Below are 23,483 nucleotides of genomic sequence, written 5' to 3'. Positions count from 1 at the left end.
TTTTAGATGGTCGGATGCGATCGGGCGATCGAATATTATTTGAGGTCGATCGTCACGATCACCACAGTAATATTATCGCGTCCTCCTTTCTCCTTAGCTGCTTGAATCAAAGCATTTGCAGCGCCCTCGCAGGCGCGAATCGACTTCAGAGGCGAAGCAATCAAAGGATCGGAAAGTTCCTCAGTCAAGCCGTCACTGCACAGCAGCAAGCGATCCCCGGGCTGCACGTCCACCGGCAAAATATCTATCTCCCGCACATCATCCCGGCCCAAACACTGGGACAAAACATGACGCCAAGGATGACTGCGAGCTTGATCGGGAGTTAGGGCCTTCCTTTTCACAGCCTGAGCCACCCAAGTCTGGTCTTCAGTAATCTGCTCCAAGCGAGAGCCGTGCAGTCGATACAAGCGAGAGTCCCCGATATTAGCGCACCAAGGTCTGCCCTCATCCCTAAACATCAAAACCACAGCCGTAGTCCCCATATCAGCGCGCTCGGGGTGGTCGAGCTGATCCGTCAAAATTGCTTGATTGGCAATCAACAAAGCCTTTTCCAACAATAGGGGAGAATCCTCATGCCCTTCCCAATGTTCGAGCAAATAAGATTGAATCGCCTGAGTCGCAATCCGGCTGGCTTCTTGACCTCCGGCGTGTCCTCCCATTCCGTCGGCTACTATGAAAAATCGCCCGTCAGAGTCAATGTAGTATGAATCCTGATTTACTGAACGAACTAGCCCTGTGTCTGTCTTACCTGCGAAAGAGCGTTTCATAGATTGCCTGATTGGACTCATCGAACTTAAAAGCTTGATTTAAGTGGTGCAATTTTTTCTTCCAAAACTTTAATCGCGAAGGGAACTTGAAATTTCTGCCACCCGCGATCGCGAGTTTTGGAAAAATTGCACTTCCTTGACCTCATATTGTAGATCGTATGATGGTAATCCCATCTTAAAATTTCGGTAAATCCAGTAAATTCAGCAGCACCTGCAAAAAAAAAACTGGATTTCTACCCAAAATTAGAGGTTTGGCTGGCGAAAAATCTAGGCAGCAACCGGGTTTTTAGCCTCACAGCGCGTAAATCTTGTAAATTTCAGCAATCTGTGGTCAGCCAGCCAAAACTTAACATTCGATGTCAAATTTTGGCTGGCGAGAAATCTCAAACCTGAAATTTCCCATCCCAAATTGCACAATTATGACATCCTGTCTAAACGATCGATCCGCTTGAACAAACGCAGCAGAGCAAACCCTGCACCCGCCGCCAGCACTGCCACAGCGACAGCCGGCCAGACTTGATTGCTGACAAACAAAATTGTCGCCGACAAAGTAAAAGCACTCATCAGCAAAGCATAATTCGTGCCCATTTGAGCGCTGCTCATGCGGCGGAGCAAGCGCTCTGTTTCTGCAGAACGGACGCGAATCCGCAAATCTCCCTGTTCGAGTTTATCAATAGTCTCCTCAATCCGGCGGGGCAAACCCAAAGCACTCGAACTCACCTGAGCCGCCTGACGGCCGATTTCGTTAAAAATGCTGCTACTTGTATCATGGCCATTTCCATTAGTCATAAGCTGCATGGCAAAAGGTTGTGCCACCTCCATAAAGTTAAACTCGGGATCTAAGCCTCGGCCCACCCCTTCGATGGTAGAAAAAGCTCGCATTACAAAAGTAAAAGTAGCTGGGAAGCGAAAAGGTTGGTTGTAGGCAATATCGTAAAGGTCGTCCGTAATCGCGCTCACCGATTGATTTTCAAAAGGCTTGTCCATGAAGTTATCCAGCATATACTGGATGCTGCGGCGCACCGGACTCATATCACCCGTAGGCACCAAAGCTCCCAAATTGATCAGAGAATCCATAATCCGCTGTCCATCCTTGGAAGCAATGCCGTAAAGCGTCTCCATCAGTCCTTCGCGCACGTTCGACTGGATTTGCCCCATCATGCCAAAATCGTAGAAAATCAGACAACCGTCAGCACTAACAGCGATGTTGCCGGGGTGTGGGTCAGCGTGGAAAAAGCCGTCGTTGAGCAACTGGCGCAAATAAGCTTTTGCCCCCAACTGAGCGATTAATTTACGATCGATACCGGCCGCTTCCAAAGCTTCGTAGTGGCTGATTTTAATCCCCGGCAGGTACTCCAAAGTCAGCACTCGCGGAGCCGCGTACCGCCAATAAACCCTCGGCACCCGCACCCAGTCACAGTTGCTAAAATTGCGGCGAAAAGTATCAGCATTGCGGCCTTCATGGAGATAGTCAATTTCCAGCCACAGAATGCGACAGCATTCCTCATAAATGCCCATCCAATCTCGGCCTTGGCCCCACTTAGGATGGTTTTGAAAATAGCGGGCAATTCCCTTAAGAATTTGCAAATCGATCTCGAACAGCTTCCGCAGTCCCGGTCGCTGTACCTTGACCACCACTTCCGGGCCCGAATGCAGTTGAGCTTTGTGTACCTGACCCAGACTTGCAGCGGCCAGGGGCACCGGGTCAAAGCTATGGTAAAGTTCTTGAACTGTCTTGCCCAAATCTTGCTCAACAATTACCTCTAACTGCTCGTAGCTGAAAGCAGGCACTTTATCTTGCAGCTTAGAAAGTTCCTCGACAAACTCTGCCGGGAACAAATCGGCGCGAGTGGAAAATAACTGCCCAACTTTAATGAAAGTGGGCCCCAAATCCAAGAGTGTTTCTCGAACCCAGATAGCTTGAAAGCGGCGTCTGGCAACTTTCTTTTCTTCACTCACGCCTCCCCAGTAGCTCCAATTTTTGCTGTCGAGCCAGAGGGAAGCCAGCCAGAGTAAGACAAAAGCCCAAATGTCGAAGAAGCGCCGCTTCCGGGAGTATTTTTCGCGATTCCAGCGATAAGCTTTACTTTTGTAAGATTTACCAGAAGCAGTTTTTGGCTCATCGCCTTCGCCAGTGAGCTTTCTGGAGCGCTGGCGATTAACAGAGTCATCAAGGAGAGCAGACACTTGGGTTCCCAAATTGCTTATTTTATGTTGTTGCTTTGATTGCCGGTAGGAGCGCAGGAGCGCAAAGCACTGCGCTCACGTAGTCGTAAATAATAGTTGTGGTCTAATCGAGCGCTAGGGCAAACTGCTGCGGTAGCGTTGTAATTCCGATCGCACCAGAGCCACTTCGGCGCGCAGCTCGTCAATAGTCGCTTGCAAATCTGCAGGATGGATGTCTTGAATGGTGGTGGTGCTTGCAGTGCCAGTTCTGGTCTGCATCGCCTCATCCGAAGCTTTATTTGCCCGTTCCACAACTCGATCGGTGAACTGTCGCAGGCGTTCTCTTTGTTCGGCGTCAAATTTGCCGAGTTCAGAGAAAGCGTTGGTTGCTGCGCTTTCTAATTGCTCGTACAGTGCTTCGGCAAGTGCTCTGCCTACAAAAAAAGCATGAACTGGAGGTTTACTCATAAAAAATCTCTGTGCGCTTCCGCAACAAATTATAACTTGCTTGTCCCCGATGATGCTTGCTCCCAAAGGAAGGAAGTTTGAGGCAATTGACACTCCCACCCCGCTTGTCGGGGATGGGATTCTTGAGAGTTAGAACAGTCTAACGCGCAACGGCTTAGCCCAAAAGGGTCGCTTACACTGGCTCAAATTCGAGGTTGGGGTTGCTTTGTACCAAAATGTTTGCAGCTTGGCAGTATTAATACGCGACATCACACCACCTCAGCGCCCCGCACATATTTTAACATAATTTAAATCAAAATAGAACACCGTCCTGAATTTTTTTGCGGGCATTTGGATTGCAGAAAGAATAGGAAATATTCGATAAACTCAGACGGCGACTGTTGGGATTTTTAGATTCGACGGAAGTTTTTGGAAGATAGTGGTTGGCTCGGTAGGGCCTTATTATCTCAATTACTGAGCAGATATTTGCTGACTCATAAAACCAAGTATTTGTCCGCACTTTGAACCAACAAAAACCATACTAATTTGTCGCAGGTTCGGGAAAAGGCACTGTGGGCTCTGCCACAGGGGGTGGTGAATCAGGTGCGATCGAACTATCTGAATTGTTGCCACTGCGGCTCGGTATCGCAGACTCAGGCGATCGCTCGATCGGCGACGCTATTACTGGCGACGGGGATTCCGAGGGTGGCAAGGTTTCAGCGCTAGCACTCCCAGGGGCAGGCGGGGCGGGGGCGGCGGGCGGTTCGGGTGGCAGCGGCGCAACTTCCGGCACCGGTGCGGCTTCTGGTTGGGGAGCTGGCTCAATTTCGGTTTGAGGCTCTGGAATGGAGGACTCAGAAGGCTTCTCTGCGGGTTCGGGCGTCGGGGATGGCTCCGGTTCCGCTTCGGGCTTTGGCGCGGGAGTTTCCTGGTTTGGGGACTCAGAAGGTTCGGCGCTAGTTTCTGAGGGATCGATCTGTTTGGGAATGTTGCTGGTGTCTAAGGGGGGTTTGGGACGCTTGTTGAGTTCGATCGGGTAGAGAGGGCTGCTTTCGACAGACGGCTGTCCGAACATCGGCCCTGACAAATCGCGGGATTTGAGCAAATCTTCGAGAGATGGGAAGGATTCAATTTTGGGTCGATTGCTGCTGAGACTCGTGCTGTTGTAGCGCGAAGCCAGGTCAAAACCCATCCAGCCTGCAATTGCAGCCGTTACGAAAAACGCCAGCAAAGTCAACTGCGGCGGGGGAGGTGCGGGCAATCTTAGACTTTGCTTGCCTTTTCTTTTTACTAATACTCGCTCTGTTTCTTGCAGCATAGTGAGCCAATTTTCGACTGTCTGAGGGCGGTTGTGGGGGTCTATTTCGAGTCCCTGAAGTATGGCTCGCTCGATTCCTGGGCTGAGGTTGGGCTGAAATTGCCGCAACGAAGCCAGGGGAATGCGATCGCGCAGGGGTGCTGCTACGGGCGCCACGCCGGAGAGTAAGTAGTAGAGGGTGGCTGCGATCGCGTAGATGTCAGTGGCCGGTGTACATTTACCGTCATAGAGGTATTGTTCGATCGGCGCGTACCCGGGGGAGAGCAAGTTAGTGTGGGTTTGTTTGGTGCCGGCGGTAAAGCCGCGGGCAATTCCGAAGTCTATTAACATTACGAGGTGAGAATCGGCTCGCCGGATAATATTTTCTGGCTTGATATCTCCGTGCAGCAATCCGCTGTGGTGAACAGTACTTACGGCTGAGGCTATTTGCCGAATGTAGTGCAAAGCCTGGGCTTCTGGCAATGGCTGATCGGTTTCGACTATTTGGGCGAGAGTTTGGCCCGGAATGTAGTCCATTACGATAAAAGACTGTCCGGCTTCTTCAAAAAAGTCGATTACTCTGACGATGTTGGAATGCTGACACCGCGACAGGCGTTGGGCTTCGGCAATAAACTGCTGCTGAAATTGAGCCGATTCTGGGTGTTGGCGCAGGCTTTCGTTGAGGGTTTTGAGTACAACGGTTTGGTTTAAATGGGTGTGGATAGCTCGGTAAGTGATGCCGAACCCTCCTATCCCTAAAGTCGCGTTAATTTTGTATTTGCCCTGTTGCAGGACTGTTGCTGGCGCTAAGTTCATCTTCAGTTGATGCCGTTTCCCAAACTATGCTACCGCCTTTGGGTTATTTCGCAGAGTTAGGGGTGAGGTTCGATCGATTTGCTCCCTAGTTTTAGCTTTAGCTCTGCTATATCTTTAATCTTGGCATCCCCACGTCATTTTATCTGTCGTAGGTATTGTGAAACTTAACACTCCGGCTTTCCAATAAAAATCCCGCTCTTGTGGAACGGGAAAGCCATCAGGGTGCATCTATTTATCTGAGTTTAACTCGTGGGGGGTATAACCCCTCGCTTCTTTAACGAATATTTACAATTAGCCAATTTATGTAAATCTTTAAACTTTTACTTGACTTGGAAGCGGTTTTATGGTTATTAAATTGAAGATACTGACATTTATTAAATCAAGTGAGTTTCCTCTGAATAATCAAAACTTTAAGCTCCTTTACCATGCTTCGGCCAATGGTGGAGCAAATACCATAAGATGGCTACATTTGTGATAAATACCGCTAACTTAAGTACCGTAACCCCGTGAACTAATTCATATATTTCAGGGGGTATACTGATGCTTACTAGCACTAAGACTAAGATTGTTGCCCAGTCTTTTTCGTACCACAAACCAAAGGCTTCAACAGCAGTTAAGACTGCATAAAGTGCTGCAGCAAGTCCGCTAATTAGTAAGTTTTTAGGGTTGAGAATTAGAACTTTCTCTAAGATAAATTCAATAATTTTTAGTTTGCTTTCTAACACATAAGATTGCGAAAAATCTTCTAAGAGTTGATGATTTTTTAATGTAAGAAGCAAAGCAATCGAAGTTACTGTCAAGAGGGAAGCAACAAATGTTTTGTAAAGGACAATTGCGATTAAAGCAGGAGCGTGATGTTTCTTCACCTTAATTCTCGAAATATCAATAATGTGCGATCGCCTGGTTAGGCTGTTTAGGATTGAAAACTTAAATTTTAGTAGAGTGCGTCAGCAATTAGCTAATCTATTATATCAAAAATAACGCGCTGCTGACGCACCTTACTAAGTTTGAGGATAACGTTGTGCTAAGAAAGAGATAGCAGCCGCCCGATCGCCCAAATCGCCATCCACCCTCGCCGCCAACAAATCATCCAACATTCGTTTAAACCCAGGCCCCGGCTTATAACCCAAAGCCTTCAAATCGTTGCCATTTAAAGGCGACTCAACATTCGCCCATTTGGTGAGATATTCCCAGATTTGGCGACGTGCACTTCGCGGACTTTGTAGGGTGATCGCAATTAACACAGGCAACTCATAATTTCTCAACAGCAGCACCAATTGACTCGGCAACTCGCACTTAGGCAAATTCTCTGCTAACTGGTTCTTTCCGGCTTCCAATACTTCCAGCCGCTTAATGCTGTCAGCGGGTAACTGAAGATTTGCAGCCACCTTGCCGCGATATTCCGGTGCTAAATAAGCTATCAAAACTTCCAGCCGCATCTGCCAATCGGGAATATTGATAATGGGGAATGGGGAATTGGGAATTGGAAATGGGGAATTGGGAATTGGGAATAGGGAATTGTCTCTTCCTTCTTCCTTCTTGTCTCTTCCTCCTTCCTTCTTCCTTCTTCCTTCTTCCTTCTTCCTGGCATCCGTTACATCCGTTACAGCATCCGTTGCCGAACTTCCTTCTTCCTTCTTCCTTCTTCCTTCTTCCTTCTTCCTTCTTCTTCCATTCAAACACCGATCGAGCAAACGCAGTTGCCGCCACAACTCCCGATCCAACTCCAAACTAGGATGAATGCAGCGCAAAGCCTGCAAATCTCCCAACATTTGCAAAGCAACTTTCCAGTAAGGAGCTTGCAAAATGTATTTCAATTCGCTTTTGAGCCGAGTTTCCAAAGCCGGAGCTCGGCCGTTTTCCCCCTGAATTCGGTAATATATCCCGCTGGCCAAAGCGTTGCGGATGTATCCTTCCGTCTGCGGCTCAATTTCAAACCCCAACCGCACCGCAAACCGCACAGCACGATAAATTCGCGTCGGATCTTCGATAAAACTATTGGCGTGCAAAACTCGAATTTGCTTCGATTCCAAGTCCAGCAAACCGCAAAAAAAATCTAACAATTCGCCACTGCGAGGAATACCCAACCGCACAGCCAGCGCATTAATTGTAAAATCCCTGCGGTACAAATCTTGGCGAATTGAACTCGCTTCAACTTCAGGATTTGCAGCCGGATAAGGGTAAAATTCAGTGCGAGCCGTAGCGATATCCACCCACAGCGAGCCGAAAGCAGAGTCTTTGTGCCACAACAGCGCGGCGGTTTGAAATTGACCGTGAACGTCCAAACGCGCTTCGGGGTAAAGTTTTTGCAGCGAGGAAGCTAACTCGACACCAGCACCGGAATCGTCGGAACCGCACTTTCCATCGACAACCAAATCGATATCTGTTAGCGCCAGTGTATCATCCGTGGCTAAGAGTAAATCCCGGACGGCTCCACCCACAATATAAAGTTGCCAGCCGCTGTTTTGGGCAAGATTGGCCGCGATCGACAATAATTGCCATAATTCGGGACTGATGCGCGATCGCAACAACTGCTCAACCGATTCGGGCACAGCACAATAAGACAATTCTGCACTACTTCCCCTGTCTCGCGCTTTTTGCTGGTGCAATTCCCGCAACACGTCAGTGCGAGTCACAATTCCTACAAGTTGACCGTTTTCCAATACTGGCAAGCGCCCGATATCGTATGTCACCATTAAAGATTCAATTTCCGGCAGCAAGGTATCTGGGGCGATCGTTTTTAGCTGCGGAGTCATGTAACCCTTCACGGGGGCGTGACTGAAACCGTGGTGCAGGGCAATGTCTATGTCGCGGCGCGAGATAATGCCGGCGAGTCGATCGCCCGCATCGACCACAGAAAGCCCCGAATGTCCGTAACGTAGGAGGATACGGTGAGCTTCCCCCACCGATGTTTCCGGGCGAATACTCCGCACGGGAGACGACATTAACTCGCGGGCTGTCGGAGGGTGGGGAATTTGAGCTTTGAGTTCTTCAGCTAACTGATTTAAAGTCAGCAAGGGGTCAACATCGCGGGTGGCGAGGGATGCTGCGCGGGCGTGGCCTCCGCCACCGAAGGGTTTGAACAATTCGCTGAGGTTTGTTCCTTCGATGCGCGATCGACCGATAATAGTTAATCGATTGGAAACTGGCGATTCGGGATCGATGTTGCGGTTGTTGTCGTTTTCGCCAAATTTATAAACATTACCTAAAAGCAGAGCATCGGTTTCAGTTAAATCGAGCAAGCGAGAAGCCAGCGAAGAAAGTCCGGGAACGTAGGATTCAGTAGATAACAGCACCCAGGCTACGCTGTAACCGTGCAAAGTTTCCGATCGCAAATTATTCAGCGCTTCTCTGAGCAAATCTTGCAATTGAGGAGAAAAACCGGGTTCTACATATTCAGCGATTACCCGCAAACTCGCTCCCTGTTCCATCAACCACGCTAAAGCCATTGCATCTCGCGCCGTTGCGCCCTCAAAGGTGAGGGAACCTGTATCGACGTGAATGCCGAGGGCCATTACTGTTGCTTCTGAAGGTAGAAGGCGGGATCGTGTGTCGCTGTTTTCTGCTTGATTTTTGAGCTTTTCGACAATTAATGTAGTGGTGGCTCCGACTGCTTCGATTTGGGTAACAGTAGCGGGAATGTCTAAATCTGCCTGTAGGTGATGGTCGAAAACAGCTATTTCGCTCAGGTGTGGCAAATCCAACCACTCGGCGGCTTTTCCCAAACGATCGCGCTGGGAGGCATCAACTATAGTAATCGATCGAATTTGTTGCGGATTGACCGATCGACGTTCAATCAGCGGATACTCGTCGCGGTGTAGCGCCAAAAAATCCCGCACCGTCGGGTGACACCCGCCAGTCAGTACGATCCGGCTACCGGGGCGCAGCACGCAAAGTCCCACCGCCGCTCCCAAGGCGTCAAAATCTGCTGTTGTGTGGCACAAAACTAAGTCCATAGCCGAAAATCCCGCATCTCTAACTCAAACAGTAGCAATTTCTCGCCCTCTGAAACCGGATGTGTCGATCGGGCTTTAACTTAACCTTTCCCGTTTTCTGTCGTGTAGCGAACAATGATAAAATTGATCAAAATCTCAAGAGCCGCTGACGCCTGTTCGCGCAACGCCCGAATTTGCAGGGGTTCTTTCGTATCAATCAACCGACAATCTCTCGATCGACTATCGGGAAACTGTCAAAAACTAGAATTTGGAATATTTTTTTCGGTTCTGGAAAACTATTTCTGATCAACGCACGGTTATATCGAAAGGAGAAAAGATGTTATCAATTCTGTTTCAAGTGGTTTTACTGGGTCTGGTACTGCTGTCTTTTGTGATGGTCGTTGGCGTGCCAGTGGCTTATGCCTCTCCCCAAAACTGGAATCAGTCTAAATCCCTGATTTATGTCGGATCGGGTCTCTGGTTTTTGCTGGTTATTGCAGTGGGCGTATTGAACTTTTTAGTCGTTTAATTTCACCCAACTCTCTCGAATAAAGAAGGTAAAAGATAGAAGGCTGAAGGCATTCACCAGCGATTGAAAGGCATTCGGCAGAAGCTAGGATTTTTCTAGACCGCGCGACACTGTATGTTTTTGCACTTGAGATTCAGATGAGATGCTGCTACTTTCTGACTTTTGCCTTCTCACAAACAAAAATCTAAAATCTAAAACCTCAAATCTAAACTAGAACACTATGACTGTTTACGAGGGAACTTTTACTCAAACGGAATCTTTGCGGTTTGCTATTGTCATCGGTCGTTTTAACGATTTGGTAGTCAACAAACTTTTGGAGGGATGTCAAGATTGTTTGAAACGCCACGGGGTTGATATTGATCCTCATGGCTCTCAGGTGGACTTTTTTTGGGTTCCGGGATGTTTTGAGATTCCTTTGATTGCTCGTCAAGCTGCTCTTTCTCGCCGCTACGATGCGGTAATTTGTCTGGGCGCGGTAATTCGAGGCCAAACTCCTCATTTCGATTTTGTAGCTGGTGAGGTTTCTAAGGGAATTGCTGCGGCTGCTTTTCAAAGTGGGGTGCCGGTGATTTTTGGGGTGGTGACGACTGACACGATGCAGCAAGCTTTGGAAAGGGCTGGAATTAAAAGCAATTTGGGCTGGAATTATGCGATGAGTGCTTTGGAAATGGGCACTTTGATGCGTCAAGTTAATGGTTTGGGCGGAAATTCTTACGATAAATTGCCTGTGTCTGCTGCTGTTGAGGTGCTGTCGGGCGATCGGGCTTGATGTATTATTGAAAAACCTTTTATGGGCAGGCAGGATGCCCAACCGCTACTTCCTACAAGAAATACAATCTTTGTGGAACAGGCATCTTGCCTGTTCTTGAAACAAATTAAATCTTTGTGGAACAGGCATCTTGCCTGTTCTTGAGAGGGTATAAATTTGATTTAATTGCGTACTTTTAGCACCTGTAGGTAACAAAAGCGATGACTGTTGTAACTGCTAAACGATTCTCGCTCCAAGAATATCACCGTTTGGGAGAACTGGGATTTTTCGGCCCTGATGACCGAGTAGAATTGATTCGCGGAGAAATTATAAATATGGCTGCTAAAGGTAGGCTTCACTCTGTTTGTAACAGTCTTTTACTTGAGGAGTTAGTCATTTTACTGGCAAGACGCGCTCGCTTGCGCGTACAAGAGCCGATTATTTTGTCTGCTACTGATAGCGAACCAGAACCAGATGTTGTTATCGCCCGAAATCGCTCTGATAATTATTTATCTTCTCACCCGGAGCCTGCGGATATCTTGTTGGTAATTGAGGTTTCTGATTCTACTTTAAAGTACGACCAGAAAACTAAGTTATCTCTCTATGCTGAATCTGGAATTGCTAATTATTGGATATTTAATTTGGTTGATAATCAACTGGAAATTCACAGCGAACCTTATCAAAAAAGACAAGGTGATTTCAATTATCGAGTCAAACGAGTTGTTCTGCAAAATGAGACTGTTCTAATTCCGGGTTTTCCCGAATTGTCTCTGGATTTATCTTTGGTATTTCCAGCCTAATTTAAAAGTACGATAAAATCAAGATTATAGAACCCATTTGATTTCTTGAGGACGATCGCTCACAACGGTCGATCGCCCAGATACTAATTTCAGATTCAGTTGATCGGCGCGATCGGTATTTTGACATTGTGGGTCACATAATATAGCAAACTTCACTTCCTATGTCAAGTCTTTTTGATATTTTATCAAAAAGACTTGTGTCATCTTCTAGCTTTTCGCATACTAATCACCAGACAGAGGAAACCACAACATGATCCAAACCATATCGAAAACAATCACGTTTGATGAGTTCGTTGCCTGGTATCCAGAGAACTCTGTCCATAAGTACGAACTACACAATGGAGTAATTGTTGAAATGCCTTTAGGAACCGGCGACCATTCGGAAGTTACGGGTTTTATAAGCTCAAAACTAGCAGTTGAAATTGACCGTCGTGAATTATCCTACTCAATTCCAGGTGACTGCCTACTCAAGCTTTCCCGTAACGAGGCTGGTTATCAGCCAGACGTAATAGTCCTAGACCGAAGCGCACTTGCAAGCGAACCGCGCTGGAAAAAAGAATCAGTCATCACGATGGGGGCTTCGGTGCGACTGGCTGTAGAGGTGGTCAGTACGAACTGGCGGGATGATTATTTTTTCAAAGCTTCCGACTACGAAGAAATGGGCATTCCCGAATACTGGATTGTAGACTATCTTGGTTTAGGCGGTCGCAAGTTTATCGGCAATCCCAAACAACCCACTCTCTCGATTTACCAGCTAGTAGATGGGGAGTATCAGGTAAAACAGTTTAGGGGAAGCGAGACTGTTGAGTCGCTGGCTTTTCCAGAATTGAGCTTAACAGCAGAGAAGATTTTTCTTGCTGGCTTGCCGAACTAGCAAGTCGAAATTATGCTAAGGGCGTAAGATTGTCGAAGCCTTCCGACGACACCAAAACCTGACAATTGGGTCAAAATCTGGCAGCGAAAAAGCGGGAAAGTACGATCGCACAAAGCCTAAAAATTCTCATCTCGCCCACGATCGCACAAATATCACACAACAACTGCGGACACCACAACAGTCCAGAGCTTCCACATACACATTGCAATTTTTTTAATTGTGTGATATCATAAAACGTTCTTAGAAATAGCGCAACACTAACTATTACTGCATGGCAACGAAGCCAACGATCGCATTTACTCACCTCGGCTGCGAAAAAAATCGCATCGATACCGAACACATGATTGGCTTGCTGGCTCAAGCGGGCTATCAAGTGGATTCTAATGAAGAATTAGCCGATTACGTCGTCGTTAATACTTGTAGTTTTATCCAAGCGGCGCGAGAAGAGTCAGTCCGCACCTTGGTAGAATTGGCAGAAGCTAATAAAAAAGTAGTCATCACTGGCTGCATGGCACAGCATTTTAAACAAGAATTGCTGGACGAATTGCCCGAAGCAGTCGCCATTGTCGGCACGGGCGACTATCATAAAATCGTCGATGTTATGCAGCAGGTCGAAAAGGGCGATCGAGTTTCCCTCGTCTCTTCAGAACCTACTTACATCGCTGACGAAACTACTCCCCGCTACCGCACCACATCGGAAGGTGTCGCTTATCTGCGAATAGCAGAAGGCTGCGACTATCGCTGTGCATTTTGCATTATCCCGCACTTGCGCGGAAATCAAAGATCGCGCACGATCGAATCTATCGTCGCCGAAGCTAAGCAATTAGCATCCGAAGGGGTAAAGGAAATTATCTTAATTTCTCAAATTACCACCAACTACGGCAAAGATATTTATGGCGAACCGAAACTAGCCGAACTGCTTCGGGCTTTGGGTGAAGTAGATGTACCTTGGATTCGGATGCACTACGCCTATCCTACAGGTTTGACTCCGCAAGTTGTCGCAGCCATCCGCGAAACGCCCAACGTTTTGCCGTATTTGGATTTACCCCTGCAACACTCGCACCCGGAAATTTTGCGGGCGATGAATCGACCTTTTCAAGCCGGGATCAATGATACTATAGTTGATCGGCTCAAAGCATCACTTCCCGGCGCTGTGATGCGAACAACTTTTATTGTCGGCTTCCCCGGCGAAACCGACGAACACGCAGCACACTTGCTGGAATTTGTCAAGCGCCACGAATTCGATCACGTAGGAGTTTTCGTATTTTCGCCAGAAGAAGGAACCCCAGCCTTTAGCTTGCCTCAGCAAATACCTGCAGAAATAATGGAAATGCGGCGCAATTCGGTAATGGCGGCACAACAACCTATATCATTGAAGAAGAATCAAGAATCTGTCGGTCAGGTAGTTGATGTCCTGATAGAACAAGAACAACCAGAGACAGGTGAGTTGATTGGTAGATCCGCTCGGTTTTCCCCAGAAGTAGATGGACTCGTCTATGTGACAGGAGAAGCACGACTGGGTTCGATCGTATCTGTGAAAATTACGGGTGCAGATGTCTACGACCTCTACGGTCAAGTTGTAAGTGTTGCTGGAACTGTCGCGATCGGCGGTGTGGCGAACAAAAACCGGACACCAGCCAAAAATGATTAGCGGATTGTGCAGCAAAAGTAACGGTTTGTACAAGATTGTGCAAAGATGTGTAGTAAAGGGGTTATAAACCTTTAGTAGCCTCTCTGACAATCGACGCTCCCCGTCGGGGTGCGGTAATCTCTACAGAACATCGGAAAATTTTAACGAATTTAATGTTTTGTTTCTGAATGTAAAGAGTTATGATAGTAACAAGCCAGAAATAAGCGGGGAGAATTTGAGATTGCTTCGCCGTCCGCCCTACACCACAACGGTATCCCGAAAGAGTGTTGAGATGGATAGGCGGTAACGGTCGCTGCATCCCCTGCTCAATCCCGCAGGCGACGGATTGCGGGATAGCGCCTGAACCAAACAACCTGTTACTACTATGTAGTGAAGTGGGGCTGGTCATGATCCTCACTATAAAATGCCTAAGAGGAAAAGCTTGCAAGTACCTCAAAGGAAGTCCAATGTCCTGTTTTAAGAATGTTGGAAGCCTATAACCCGACCCCTGGCGGTTGGTATCGGTGATGTCACAAAATCAAAGACGGCTGTCGAATTGGTAAATTTAGTCACCATCGACGGAGCTGCCCTATACTCGATTGCTATTTAAGAAGGTGCGCGCAGGCGCAGCACCATAAAGAACTCTTATGAGTTCCTGCCCTAAAGCAGAAATCCGCATCCGAGTTGGGCAACTTAGAAGGCTAAGACTCGTTATTAGGAGCATTAATGAATTTATTGTTTGAAGGCTTAGGTCTTTCGGAAGAACTCGTTCTCCATCTGGAAACACTAGGCTTTACAGAACCTACTCCCATCCAAGTACAAGCAATTCCGCACCTGTTAGCAGGTCGCGACGTTGTGGGCCAAGCCCAAACAGGGACAGGCAAAACGGCAGCATTCTCGTTGCCCATCTTGGAGCGGATTGATTTAGATGTAACTGCGGTGCAAGCACTGGTGCTGACGCCGACTCGCGAATTGGCGATGCAAGTAACTGAAGCCATCCGTGATTTGAGCGGCATCAGCAGCGATGGCCCGGTAAAAGTGGGTCGCTCTCTCCAAGTTCTGACAGTGTACGGCGGTCAATCGATCGATCGTCAAATGCAGCGTTTGAAGCGCGGCGTTCACATCGTTGTCGGTACACCCGGACGCATATTGGATATGCTGAGCCGTGGCAGCCTCAAACTAGACAAGGTACAATGGCTGGTTTTGGATGAAGCTGACGAAATGCTGAGCATGGGCTTTATCCAAGATGTGGAAAAAATCTTGGATGCTGCACCAAAAGAACGTCAAACGGCATTTTTCTCGGCGACGATGGAAGCTTCCATTCGGAAATTGGTGTCGCGACATTTGCGTAACCCAGTCAACGTCACCGTAGAACAGCCAAAAGCAACGCCGAAGCGCATCAGCCAAGGCGTGTACATGATTCCCCGCGGCTGGTCGAAGGCAAGAGCCCTACAGCCAATTTTAGAAATGGAAGACCCGGAATCTGCACTGATTTTTGTGCGGACTCGGCAGTCGGCTGCAGAACTCACCAGCCAACTGCAAGCAGCAGGTCACAGCGTTGATGAGTATCACGGTAATTTGAATCAGGCACAGCGGGAACGCTTGCTGCATCGGTTCCGCCAATGTCAGGTGCGCTGGGTAGTGGCGACTGATATTGCGGCCCGGGGTTTGGACGTGGATCACTTGACTCACGTGATTAACTACGATTTGCCCGACAGTGTGGAAAGCTACGTTCACCGGATCGGACGCACGGGCCGGGCTGGTCGCGAAGGAACGGCAATTACGCTGATTCAACCTGTCGATCGCCGCAAACTGCGTTTGATTGAACGCCACGTGCGCTCGAGCTTGACGGTGCGAAACATTCCGACACGGGCGCAAATTGAAGCACGTCAGTTGGAAAAAATGCAGGGTAAAGTTCGCGAAGCTTTGGCTGGCGAACGGATGGCATCTTTCTTGCCTCTGGTGTCTCAGTTATCCGAGGAGTACGACTCCCATGCGATCGCCGCTGCTGCTTTGCAAATGGCTTTCGATCAAAGCCGTCCTGCTTGGATGGGCGCTGATTACGCTCAACAAGAAGATCCCCCGATTGGTGGAGAAAACAGCGTTAAGCCAATCTTGATCAAGAAGCGGGCTAAGACAGGTGCGCCAAGTAATTCTGTCGCGCCGACTTTTTCTGGAGCACCGAGTGCTCCTGTTCCCCAAAACAGCTAATTGGTAGGGTGCACAATGTGCACCTTATTTAGAATTTTTGTAGTAGAGATGCGAGCGATCGCACCTCTACTTTTTGGCGTTGCTTAATCAGGGTATGAAAAAAATAAGTTGAAAATTCAGAAGCTTTGTTGATACTGGTTTCTATGATTTGCAGATTTAGTCTTTCATACCGTAAATCAGCAACGCCTACTTTTTTATGGGTGCGATCCAAAATCCGAGCTCGGCGGTTGAAACCGCCAACCAACTTTCGTCCACTCCTAGCGGACTGAGAATTGGATAAGTAAAGATGTAAGTTAGCGAGCGGACAATTTCTGTAACTAATTCTACGCTGAGTAGGTTAATTGAAAAAGTGGGTACTGAGTGTCAAAATCTTATTACTTTGTATCAATTCCGGTTGCATTGCAATGATTAAACCGCAGAGTACGCAGAGAACGCAGAGGAAGAGAACAGAGAGATGAATAATTCCGATGAAGCGCGGATTTGATATTAATCCATCAACTTCAGTTACCTGATTTGAGCGATCGACAAAAAGCTGAAATTCTAGCAGAGTTCCTTCCTCTCTGCAATCCATCTCAACATTCGCTACGGAGAGGATTTTCAGACACTAATTGCTGAGGAAATGACAAAATTGTCGGATGATGATGAAGAGGATTAACGAGACGGGGGCGATTCCCTACGGGATAGCTACGCTTCACGCACATGAGGAAAAAGCCCTCCAGTCAACTCACAGAAAGGCTAAAATCCTAATAAATAAGGAATAAAGTCCTTACCACGAACTTGTGAACCGGGACTTTTGCACTGTTGTTTAATATTTCAGTTTAGCTGCGTGCTCACAAGAATTTTTTGCACGCGATCGCCCTTAAGTTCCACAATCAAATTAGAAGCCTTTTGGTCATTGCTGTAAGTCAACCGAGTCACTCCACCCTGCACTGATTGCGACCCGTAACCGTAAGTTTTAACAACTTTTTGGCTGTTATCTCCTAGCTTCACACCATCAATTGTCAGAAACTTGGGATTGGTAGTATAAATTAAATAAACTTTTCCCTCCCATGCTGCTACCGTCAATGCTGAGTAGGTTAGCGTGCGAATCTTGTCGCCTAGGCCATGCCCAGCAGGTTTAGTTTCGTCGCGCTGCGGTTTTCCCAACTTACGTTTGGCCTCTTCTACAGACATCCCCAACCGAACGCCGCCAATCCCTAGGCGCGAATAGTCGATCGCCGTCGGCTTTTGTGTCGCGCTCAGCATTCTTTCTAAAGCGACAACAGTTTGATTCATACCGGCAACGGGGCGAACTAAAGCAGCAAATCCTAAGCTCGAAATTGCGAGATTGATCGTGATGCTAGCGACGGCTGTTGTCACAAACCATTTTACCATTTTTTTTATAGCTTTATTTGGCAGTTTATTCGGGCGATCGCCCGCTCAATCCGGATCTATACTAATAATCTCGGGTGAAGAGAATTCACTCCTACACAAGCAAAATCCGCCTGGGCAAACTAAAAAAGTAAGGATATTCATCCCCAAAAATATAACGCCTAAAAACCCGGTTTCTGTAGGGGCAGTGCCAAGAGATATCGCCCTGACGGGTTTGTGAATACCAAACAAAGTTTTACGTTTAATTAGAGCGACTACTTAATAATTGGAATTGCTGTGATATCCTAACAAAAGCCATATCTCGATAAAATTAGCAATTTAGATGACCGCAACAGATTCTACTAAGCACCAAAAATCCAAAGCCCTCAAACCGGGTAGCCGCCGCCCCGCTAAAGAACTTTGCAGCGAGTGCGGTTTGTGCGATACATATTACATCCACTATGTCAAGGAATCTTGTGCTTTCTTAACACAGCATATCGCAGAATTAGAAGAAGAGATTCACGGGCGATCGCGCAATCTCGACAATCCCGACGATTGGTATTTCGGAGTCAGTCAAAACATGATGGCGGCTCGGAAAAAAGAGCCGATCGAGGGCGCTCAGTGGACGGGAATCGTCAGCACAATTGCCATTGAAATGCTCGAAAAAGGAATTGTAGAAGGCGTTGTTTGCGTCCAAAATACTAAGGAAGACCGCTTTCAACCGATGCCGATTATTGCTAGAAATCGCGCCGAGATTCTGGCAGCAAAAGTCAACAAACCAACACTCTCTCCCAATCTTTCAGTATTAGAACAAATCGAACAATCTGGGATGAAGCGGCTGTTAGTAATTGGCGTCGGCTGTCAAATTCAAGCCTTGCGAACAGTCGAGAAAAAACTTGGTTTAGAAAAGCTTTATGTTTTGGGAACTCCCTGCGTGGATAATGTCAGCCGTGCAGGCTTGCAGAAATTCCTAGACACGACTAGCCGCTCTCCTGAAACAGTGGTTTCTTACGAGTTTATGCAAGACTTTAACGTTCACTTCAAACACGAAGATGGTTCGGAAGAAAAAGTGCCGTTTTTCGGGCTGAATACTAAGGAATTGAAAGATGTTTTTGCTCCTTCTTGTTTGAGCTGTTTTGATTATGTGAATTCTTTAGCAGATTTAGTTGTGGGCTACATGGGAGCACCTTTTGGTTGGCAGTGGATTGTGGTGCGAAATGACACCGGGCAAGAGATGTTAGATTTAGTAACGGATCAGTTAAATACTCAGCCGGTGATGTCTCAAGGAAACAGAAAAGAAGCGGTTCAGCAAAGCATTCCGGCTTATGAAAAAGGGGTAACTTTGCCAATGTGGGCGGCGAAGTTAATGGGAGTTTTTATTGAGAGAATTGGGCCGAAGGGTTTGGAATATGCTCGGTTTTCGATTGATTCTCATTTCACTCGCAATTATCTGTACGTGAAGCGCAATTACCCGGAGAAATTAGAGGCTCATGTGCCGGAATATGCTAAGCGGATTGTGGGGCAGTATAAGTTACCAGATGTGTAAACTTGTAGGGTGCGTCAGTCAAAAGCTGTGAAACTTTTGAAAAAATAACGCTAACTGACGCACCCTGCTACTCAAGGATAGCAAAAGATAGAAAACAAATGCACTTGGGAAAAATCGAATTATGGAATCGCGGAACGTTAATTAGACTGGGTATCCTTAGTACAATCTTAATTAGCCTGATTAGTGGGATATGGTTGAGTATGATTGCAATGCCCGGGAAAAGCTACAGCGGGACAATTCCTCCTTTAACAGCACAGGAAATCTCGCTCCGAGATGCTTTACAGCGCGATGTGGAAAAGCTCTCTGGTGAAATCGGAGAGCGCAACTTTATACAATATCAAAAACTTGGAGAAGCCGCTGACTTTCTCGAAGCATCTTTTCAAGCTGCTGGCTATAAAGTTGAACGACAAGGATATAAAATTGATGATAAATTTTATTATAACATAGAAGTGGAGATTCCCGGCGGAAAAAAGGCAGATGAAATCGTTGTAATTGGGGCACATTATGATTCTGTGGTGGGGAGTCCAGGGGCAAATGATAACGCAACTGGGGCGGGGGGAGTGCTGGCTTTAGCGAGAATGTTTGCAGGTAAAAAGCCTGAAAAAACTGTGCGTTTTGTTGAGTTTGCGAATGAGGAACCGCCTTTTTTCTGGACGGCTGATATGGGGAGTTTGGTTTATGCGAAAAGATGCAGAGAGCGTAATGAAAAAATTGTTTCGATGCTCAGTTTAGAAACAATTGGTTATTACTCTGATGCCAAAAACAGCCAGAAATATCCAGCACCATTAAACCTTTTTTATCCTACATCGGGAAATTTTATCGGATTTATTGGCAATACATCCTCAAGTAAACTGGTTAGAGAGGCGATCGCATCTTTCCGCCGCCATGCTGAATTTCCCTCGGAAGGTGCAGCAATTCCGGGTGGCATTCCTGGTGTGGGTTGGTCAGATCAATGGTCTTTTTGGCAACATGGTTATCCAGGGCTGATGGTGACCGATACTGCTCCCTATCGCTATCCTTACTATCACACGGCGCAAGATACACCCGATAAGGTTGATTGGGAACGGACGACGAAGGTGATAGCTGGATTGGAGAAAGTTGTGGCAGATTTGGTGGGAATTAATATTAATTAGTTGCGTAGGGTGCTGGTCATGGAAATATCCTCGCTGGACACAGAATATCATGCAAACTGACACACCGAGAAATTAGTATAAGTTGCCAGAGTGAGGTGATTCAGAGAGTTTTTAATATATGTTTTGCAGGGACACGGTAAGGCAGTGTCTTTGTTGTATAGAGTTGGAAAAATTAGAGGTACAAGATTATGACACTCATAGTGGCACAGAAACACATGAAGTTACCAAAGTCGATCGCACTTACTGGTTGTGCGATCGTCTTAGCATCATGTGGAAATAGACTTTCCGAGTTAATTTCCAATTCGCAACCGGGAAACAATAGACCTTCCGCGTTAATCTCTGAAACGCCACCGAAAAAAACTGGACGAACATTTGCCGATTGGTGTCGCCAAAAAGCTGATTTGAGTCCTGAAGCTAAACATACTGTTGAGGTGCTGTTGCAGCAAGCAGGGACTACTGAGTGCGAGGCGGCTAATCAGACACTTTCGAGTCTCCGGGCACTCGTCCTCCGCGACCATCAAATCAGTGACATCAAACCGCTAGAATCCTTGACTAACCTGACGGAGCTCTTCCTCGACTACAATCAAATCAGCGACATCAAACCGCTACAATCCTTGATTAACCTGAATTCGCTCTACCTCGGCGACAATCAAATCAGCGACATCAAACCGCTACAATCCTTGACTAACCTGAATTCGCTCTACCTCAGCAACAATAAAATCAGCGACATCAAACCGCTAGAATCCTTGACTAACCTGACTGAGATCGGGCTCAACAACAATAAAATCAGCGACATCAAACCGCTACAATCCTTGACTAAACTGACTAAGCTCTACCTCGAAAACAATAAAATCAGCGACATCAAACCGCTAGAATCCTTGACTAACCTGTATGTGCTCTCCCTCGAAAACAATAAAATCAGCGATATCAAACCGTTAGAATCCTTGACTAACCTAAGTGTACTCTACCTCGAAAACAATAAAATCAGCGATATCAAACCGTTAGAATCCTTGACTAACCTAAGTGTACTCGTCCTCGAAAACAATAAAATCAGCGACATCAAACCGCTAGAATCCTTGACTAACCTAAGGGTACTCGTCCTCAGAAACAATAAAATCAGCGATACCAAACCGCTAGAATCTTTGACTAACCTAACTTCGCTCGTCCTCACTGGAAATCTAATCGCTCCCAAAACTTGCCCTCTCAAACCAGAGTCTATCTGTAATTGGGAACCCTGAAATTAAATGCTCAAACTTTACTGTTGGGGAAATTAGAGGTACAAGATTATGACACTCATAGTTGCACAGAAACACATGAAGTTACCAAAGTCGATCGCACTTACTTGTTGTGCCATCCTAGCATTATATGGAAATGGACTGTCTGCGAAAGCAGCAGCAGAAACGCGATCGGGAAACATGGCACCAACATTTGCCGATTGGTGTCGCCAAAAAGCTGATTTAAGTCCTGAAGCTAAACATAATGTTGAGGTTCTGTTCGAGCGAGCTGAGACTACTGAGTGCGATACGGCTAATCAGAAACTTTCGAGTCTCGCGTGACTCTACCTCATTGACAAGAAAATCAGCGACATTAAACCTTTACAATCTTTAATTAATTTGCTATTCATCAGAAAAACCCGATCGCCCTTATTGACTAAAAGCGATCGCACAGCAACATCCTCCTACAAATCAGCAGCGTGCTGCTTCAATTCATCCAAAGAAACGTATTCCAAAGTCAAGGCGTGAGTCGCAGCCAAAACCACAGGCGGCGCAACTCCTGCATCCATTGCTTCCTTCCAGCGAGACGCACACAAGCACCAGCAATCCCCAGGCTTCAAACCGGGGAAATTAAATTCGGGAACCGGAGTGCTCAAATCATTTCCGTTCGATGTAGTGAATTGCAAAAACTCTTCTGTCAGTTGAGCACAAACAGTGTGAGCCCCAAAGTCGCCACCACCTGTATTGCATTTGCCGTCTCGATAATAGCCCGTCATCGGCGACGTGCAGCAAGTCTCTAACTTTCCGCCCACCACATTTGTAGCTTCCGTCACCATCGCAACTCCTCCGTAAAACTCTTCGATCTAATTTTACACAAATCGTTGTTTATATATTTTTTTCCATGGCAAAGTTGATGAGTTTTTGTCCTCTGCGTTCTACTTCTTGTTTTCTAATCACAATAAATCCCTGGCTTTCAAAAAAAGGTCGAGCTGTAATACTGGCTTCGGTAAATAACTTTTTAATTCCTAAGTCTTGGGCTTTTGACTCAATTTCTTTTAAAATTAGCCTGCCGACTCCTTTTCTTTGAAAATCTTGATGGCAGTAAAAGCGATCGATATGGCCGCTTGCTTCTAATTCCCCAAAACCTGCAATTTTATCACCCTCTTCTGCTACAAAAGTAAATTTACTGCTTAAACTTTTAGTCCAACTTTCGATATCGATATCTGCTGGAGCCCAAGCATTTACTTGTGCTTGTGTGTAATCGCGGATGTTTACTTGGTGTACGGTGTCGTAAAACAGTTTTACAATTTGTTGGGTATCACCGATTTCGTAGGTTCGTACTCTCATAAATTATCTCAATGCGATCGCTTTTTTAATATTAATTTGGGATTTTTAACCGCTTCGGAACGCGGATGGATGTTGGCTTTGACCATTTTGTCTCATTTCTTGCAGAGCGATCAATCCAAAATTTCTCGCCCGCCCTTGACAAACTATACTACTCAATGTTATAGAAACCAAAGCAAACCTAACTCGAATTAACACTATAGCAATCCTAAATCATTTGTGAATTTCTTACTCCCTCCCCGAAGCCGCGGGGAGGGTTGGGGTGGGGTAAAAAATTTACGACTCCTGCAAGGATTGCTATACATTAATCCAGCAACTTAACAAATAAGGATTGAAACTAATGACAGAAATTGGGCCCGATCCAAACCGACCTTATCCGATGGCCGATCAGTGGCGCGTATGCTTCATCAAAAACTTTATTAAATCCCCCAACATTATCGTCGGCGATTACTCATATTACGACGATCCAATAGATCCAGAAAACTTTGAAAAAAATGTACTTTATAACTACGGAAACGACCAATTAATTATTGGTAAATTTTGTGCGATCGCCACCAACGTCAAATTCATCATGAACGGTGCAAATCACAAACTAGACGGGGTGCATCTCACTTTTGCGAATGTGTCACAAAAGAGTTAAAATGAAAAACCTAGTAAAATCGTCAAATAAAGATGA

General features: G+C 46.5%; 21 protein-coding genes and 1 pseudogene. 11 read left to right on the top strand and 11 right to left on the bottom strand.

Annotated elements, in window-relative coordinates; all coding sequences use genetic code 11:
- Positions 1 to 35: 35 nt before the first annotated feature.
- The 6 genes from QUA40_RS12835 to QUA40_RS12810 form a co-directional block, all read right to left on the bottom strand.
- A complete protein-coding gene (locus QUA40_RS12835; RefSeq protein ID WP_333126074.1) occupies positions 36 to 767 on the bottom strand; it encodes a PP2C family serine/threonine-protein phosphatase in 732 nt (243 codons plus the stop codon).
- Positions 768 to 1,184: 417 nt separating this feature from the next.
- Positions 1,185 to 2,954, bottom strand: a complete 1,770-nt coding sequence (locus QUA40_RS12830) for an AarF/ABC1/UbiB kinase family protein (protein WP_333126072.1) — start codon at positions 2,952 to 2,954, stop codon at positions 1,185 to 1,187.
- A gap of 114 nt (positions 2,955 to 3,068) precedes the next feature.
- The gene (locus tag QUA40_RS12825) at positions 3,069 to 3,401 is read right to left on the bottom strand and encodes a DUF6825 family protein (protein WP_333126070.1); all 333 of its coding nucleotides are present in this window, start codon (positions 3,399 to 3,401) and stop codon (positions 3,069 to 3,071) included.
- A gap of 520 nt (positions 3,402 to 3,921) precedes the next feature.
- Entirely contained in the window at positions 3,922 to 5,493 is a 1,572-nt protein-coding gene (locus QUA40_RS12820; RefSeq protein WP_333126067.1) for a serine/threonine-protein kinase, read from the bottom strand.
- A 410-nt stretch (positions 5,494 to 5,903) separates the two neighbouring features.
- A complete protein-coding gene (locus tag QUA40_RS12815) occupies positions 5,904 to 6,359 on the bottom strand; it encodes a DUF2127 domain-containing protein (protein WP_333126064.1) in 456 nt (151 codons plus the stop codon).
- A gap of 135 nt (positions 6,360 to 6,494) precedes the next feature.
- A complete protein-coding gene (locus QUA40_RS12810) occupies positions 6,495 to 9,449 on the bottom strand; it encodes a CBS domain-containing protein (protein ID WP_333126061.1) in 2,955 nt (984 codons plus the stop codon).
- A gap of 316 nt (positions 9,450 to 9,765) precedes the next feature.
- Between QUA40_RS12810 and psbZ the strand changes: the two genes are divergently transcribed.
- From psbZ to rimO, 5 genes are all read left to right on the top strand, one after another.
- Positions 9,766 to 9,957 carry a photosystem II reaction center protein PsbZ gene (gene psbZ, locus QUA40_RS12805; RefSeq protein ID WP_190735314.1) on the top strand — a complete coding sequence of 64 codons (192 nt, stop codon included), beginning with the start codon at positions 9,766 to 9,768 and terminating at the stop codon, positions 9,955 to 9,957.
- Between the two features lie 220 nt (positions 9,958 to 10,177).
- Positions 10,178 to 10,726 carry a 6,7-dimethyl-8-ribityllumazine synthase gene (ribH, locus tag QUA40_RS12800; protein ID WP_333126058.1) on the top strand — a complete coding sequence of 183 codons (549 nt, stop codon included), beginning with the start codon at positions 10,178 to 10,180 and terminating at the stop codon, positions 10,724 to 10,726.
- Between the two features lie 200 nt (positions 10,727 to 10,926).
- Positions 10,927 to 11,505, top strand: a complete 579-nt coding sequence (locus tag QUA40_RS12795; protein WP_333126055.1) for a Uma2 family endonuclease — start codon at positions 10,927 to 10,929, stop codon at positions 11,503 to 11,505.
- 250 nt (positions 11,506 to 11,755) lie between these two features.
- Positions 11,756 to 12,379, top strand: coding sequence for a Uma2 family endonuclease (locus QUA40_RS12790; RefSeq protein ID WP_333126051.1), 624 nt, complete (start codon positions 11,756 to 11,758; stop codon positions 12,377 to 12,379).
- Between the two features lie 271 nt (positions 12,380 to 12,650).
- A complete protein-coding gene (rimO, locus tag QUA40_RS12785) occupies positions 12,651 to 14,030 on the top strand; it encodes a 30S ribosomal protein S12 methylthiotransferase RimO (RefSeq protein WP_333126049.1) in 1,380 nt (459 codons plus the stop codon).
- 61 nt (positions 14,031 to 14,091) lie between these two features.
- Here rimO and QUA40_RS12780 read toward each other — a convergent pair whose 3' ends face one another.
- The gene (locus QUA40_RS12780) at positions 14,092 to 14,418 is read right to left on the bottom strand and encodes a hypothetical protein (RefSeq protein ID WP_333126046.1); all 327 of its coding nucleotides are present in this window, start codon (positions 14,416 to 14,418) and stop codon (positions 14,092 to 14,094) included.
- Positions 14,419 to 14,735: 317 nt separating this feature from the next.
- On the opposite strand from QUA40_RS12780, the gene QUA40_RS12775 reads away from it, so the two are divergent.
- Positions 14,736 to 16,220, top strand: a complete 1,485-nt coding sequence (locus QUA40_RS12775) for a DEAD/DEAH box helicase (RefSeq protein WP_333126043.1) — start codon at positions 14,736 to 14,738, stop codon at positions 16,218 to 16,220.
- A gap of 28 nt (positions 16,221 to 16,248) precedes the next feature.
- On the opposite strand, the gene QUA40_RS12770 is transcribed toward QUA40_RS12775, so the two are convergent.
- Together QUA40_RS12770 and QUA40_RS12765 are read right to left on the bottom strand one after the other, a co-directional pair.
- Positions 16,249 to 16,464 carry a hypothetical protein gene (locus QUA40_RS12770; RefSeq protein ID WP_333126041.1) on the bottom strand — a complete coding sequence of 72 codons (216 nt, stop codon included), beginning with the start codon at positions 16,462 to 16,464 and terminating at the stop codon, positions 16,249 to 16,251.
- Positions 16,465 to 17,033: 569 nt separating this feature from the next.
- A complete protein-coding gene (locus QUA40_RS12765) occupies positions 17,034 to 17,594 on the bottom strand; it encodes a hypothetical protein (protein ID WP_333126038.1) in 561 nt (186 codons plus the stop codon).
- 319 nt (positions 17,595 to 17,913) lie between these two features.
- Between QUA40_RS12765 and QUA40_RS12760 the strand changes: the two genes are divergently transcribed.
- From QUA40_RS12760 to QUA40_RS12745, 4 genes are all read left to right on the top strand, one after another.
- Entirely contained in the window at positions 17,914 to 19,116 is a 1,203-nt protein-coding gene (locus QUA40_RS12760) for a Coenzyme F420 hydrogenase/dehydrogenase, beta subunit C-terminal domain (RefSeq protein WP_333126036.1), read from the top strand.
- A gap of 98 nt (positions 19,117 to 19,214) precedes the next feature.
- Entirely contained in the window at positions 19,215 to 20,249 is a 1,035-nt protein-coding gene (locus QUA40_RS12755; RefSeq protein ID WP_333126034.1) for a M28 family peptidase, read from the top strand.
- Positions 20,250 to 20,437: 188 nt separating this feature from the next.
- Positions 20,438 to 21,487, top strand: a complete 1,050-nt coding sequence (locus QUA40_RS12750) for a leucine-rich repeat domain-containing protein (protein ID WP_333126032.1) — start codon at positions 20,438 to 20,440, stop codon at positions 21,485 to 21,487.
- A 48-nt stretch (positions 21,488 to 21,535) separates the two neighbouring features.
- Positions 21,536 to 21,805 (top strand): hypothetical protein, encoded by a 270-nt coding sequence (locus QUA40_RS12745; RefSeq protein ID WP_333126030.1) that lies wholly within the window; start codon positions 21,536 to 21,538, stop codon positions 21,803 to 21,805.
- 122 nt (positions 21,806 to 21,927) lie between these two features.
- On the opposite strand, the gene QUA40_RS12740 is transcribed toward QUA40_RS12745, so the two are convergent.
- Complete coding sequence (locus QUA40_RS12740; RefSeq protein WP_333126029.1) at positions 21,928 to 22,299, bottom strand: DUF2237 domain-containing protein; 372 nt, start codon at positions 22,297 to 22,299, stop codon at positions 21,928 to 21,930.
- Between the two features lie 49 nt (positions 22,300 to 22,348).
- Positions 22,349 to 22,810 carry a GNAT family N-acetyltransferase gene (locus tag QUA40_RS12735; protein ID WP_333126027.1) on the bottom strand — a complete coding sequence of 154 codons (462 nt, stop codon included), beginning with the start codon at positions 22,808 to 22,810 and terminating at the stop codon, positions 22,349 to 22,351.
- Positions 22,811 to 23,147: 337 nt separating this feature from the next.
- Between QUA40_RS12735 and QUA40_RS12730 the strand changes: the two are divergent.
- Positions 23,148 to 23,411 (top strand): annotated as a pseudogene (locus QUA40_RS12730) (chloramphenicol acetyltransferase); the annotation flags it as partial.
- Between the last annotated feature and the right edge of the window lie 72 nt (positions 23,412 to 23,483).

Source organism: Microcoleus sp. Pol11C3 (assembly GCF_036701485.1).
In the GTDB taxonomy this organism is placed as follows: Bacteria; Cyanobacteriota; Cyanobacteriia; order Cyanobacteriales; family Microcoleaceae; genus Microcoleus.
The sequence above is the reverse complement of the archived record's forward strand: the minus strand, read 5'-3'. Positions and strand labels throughout refer to the sequence as shown.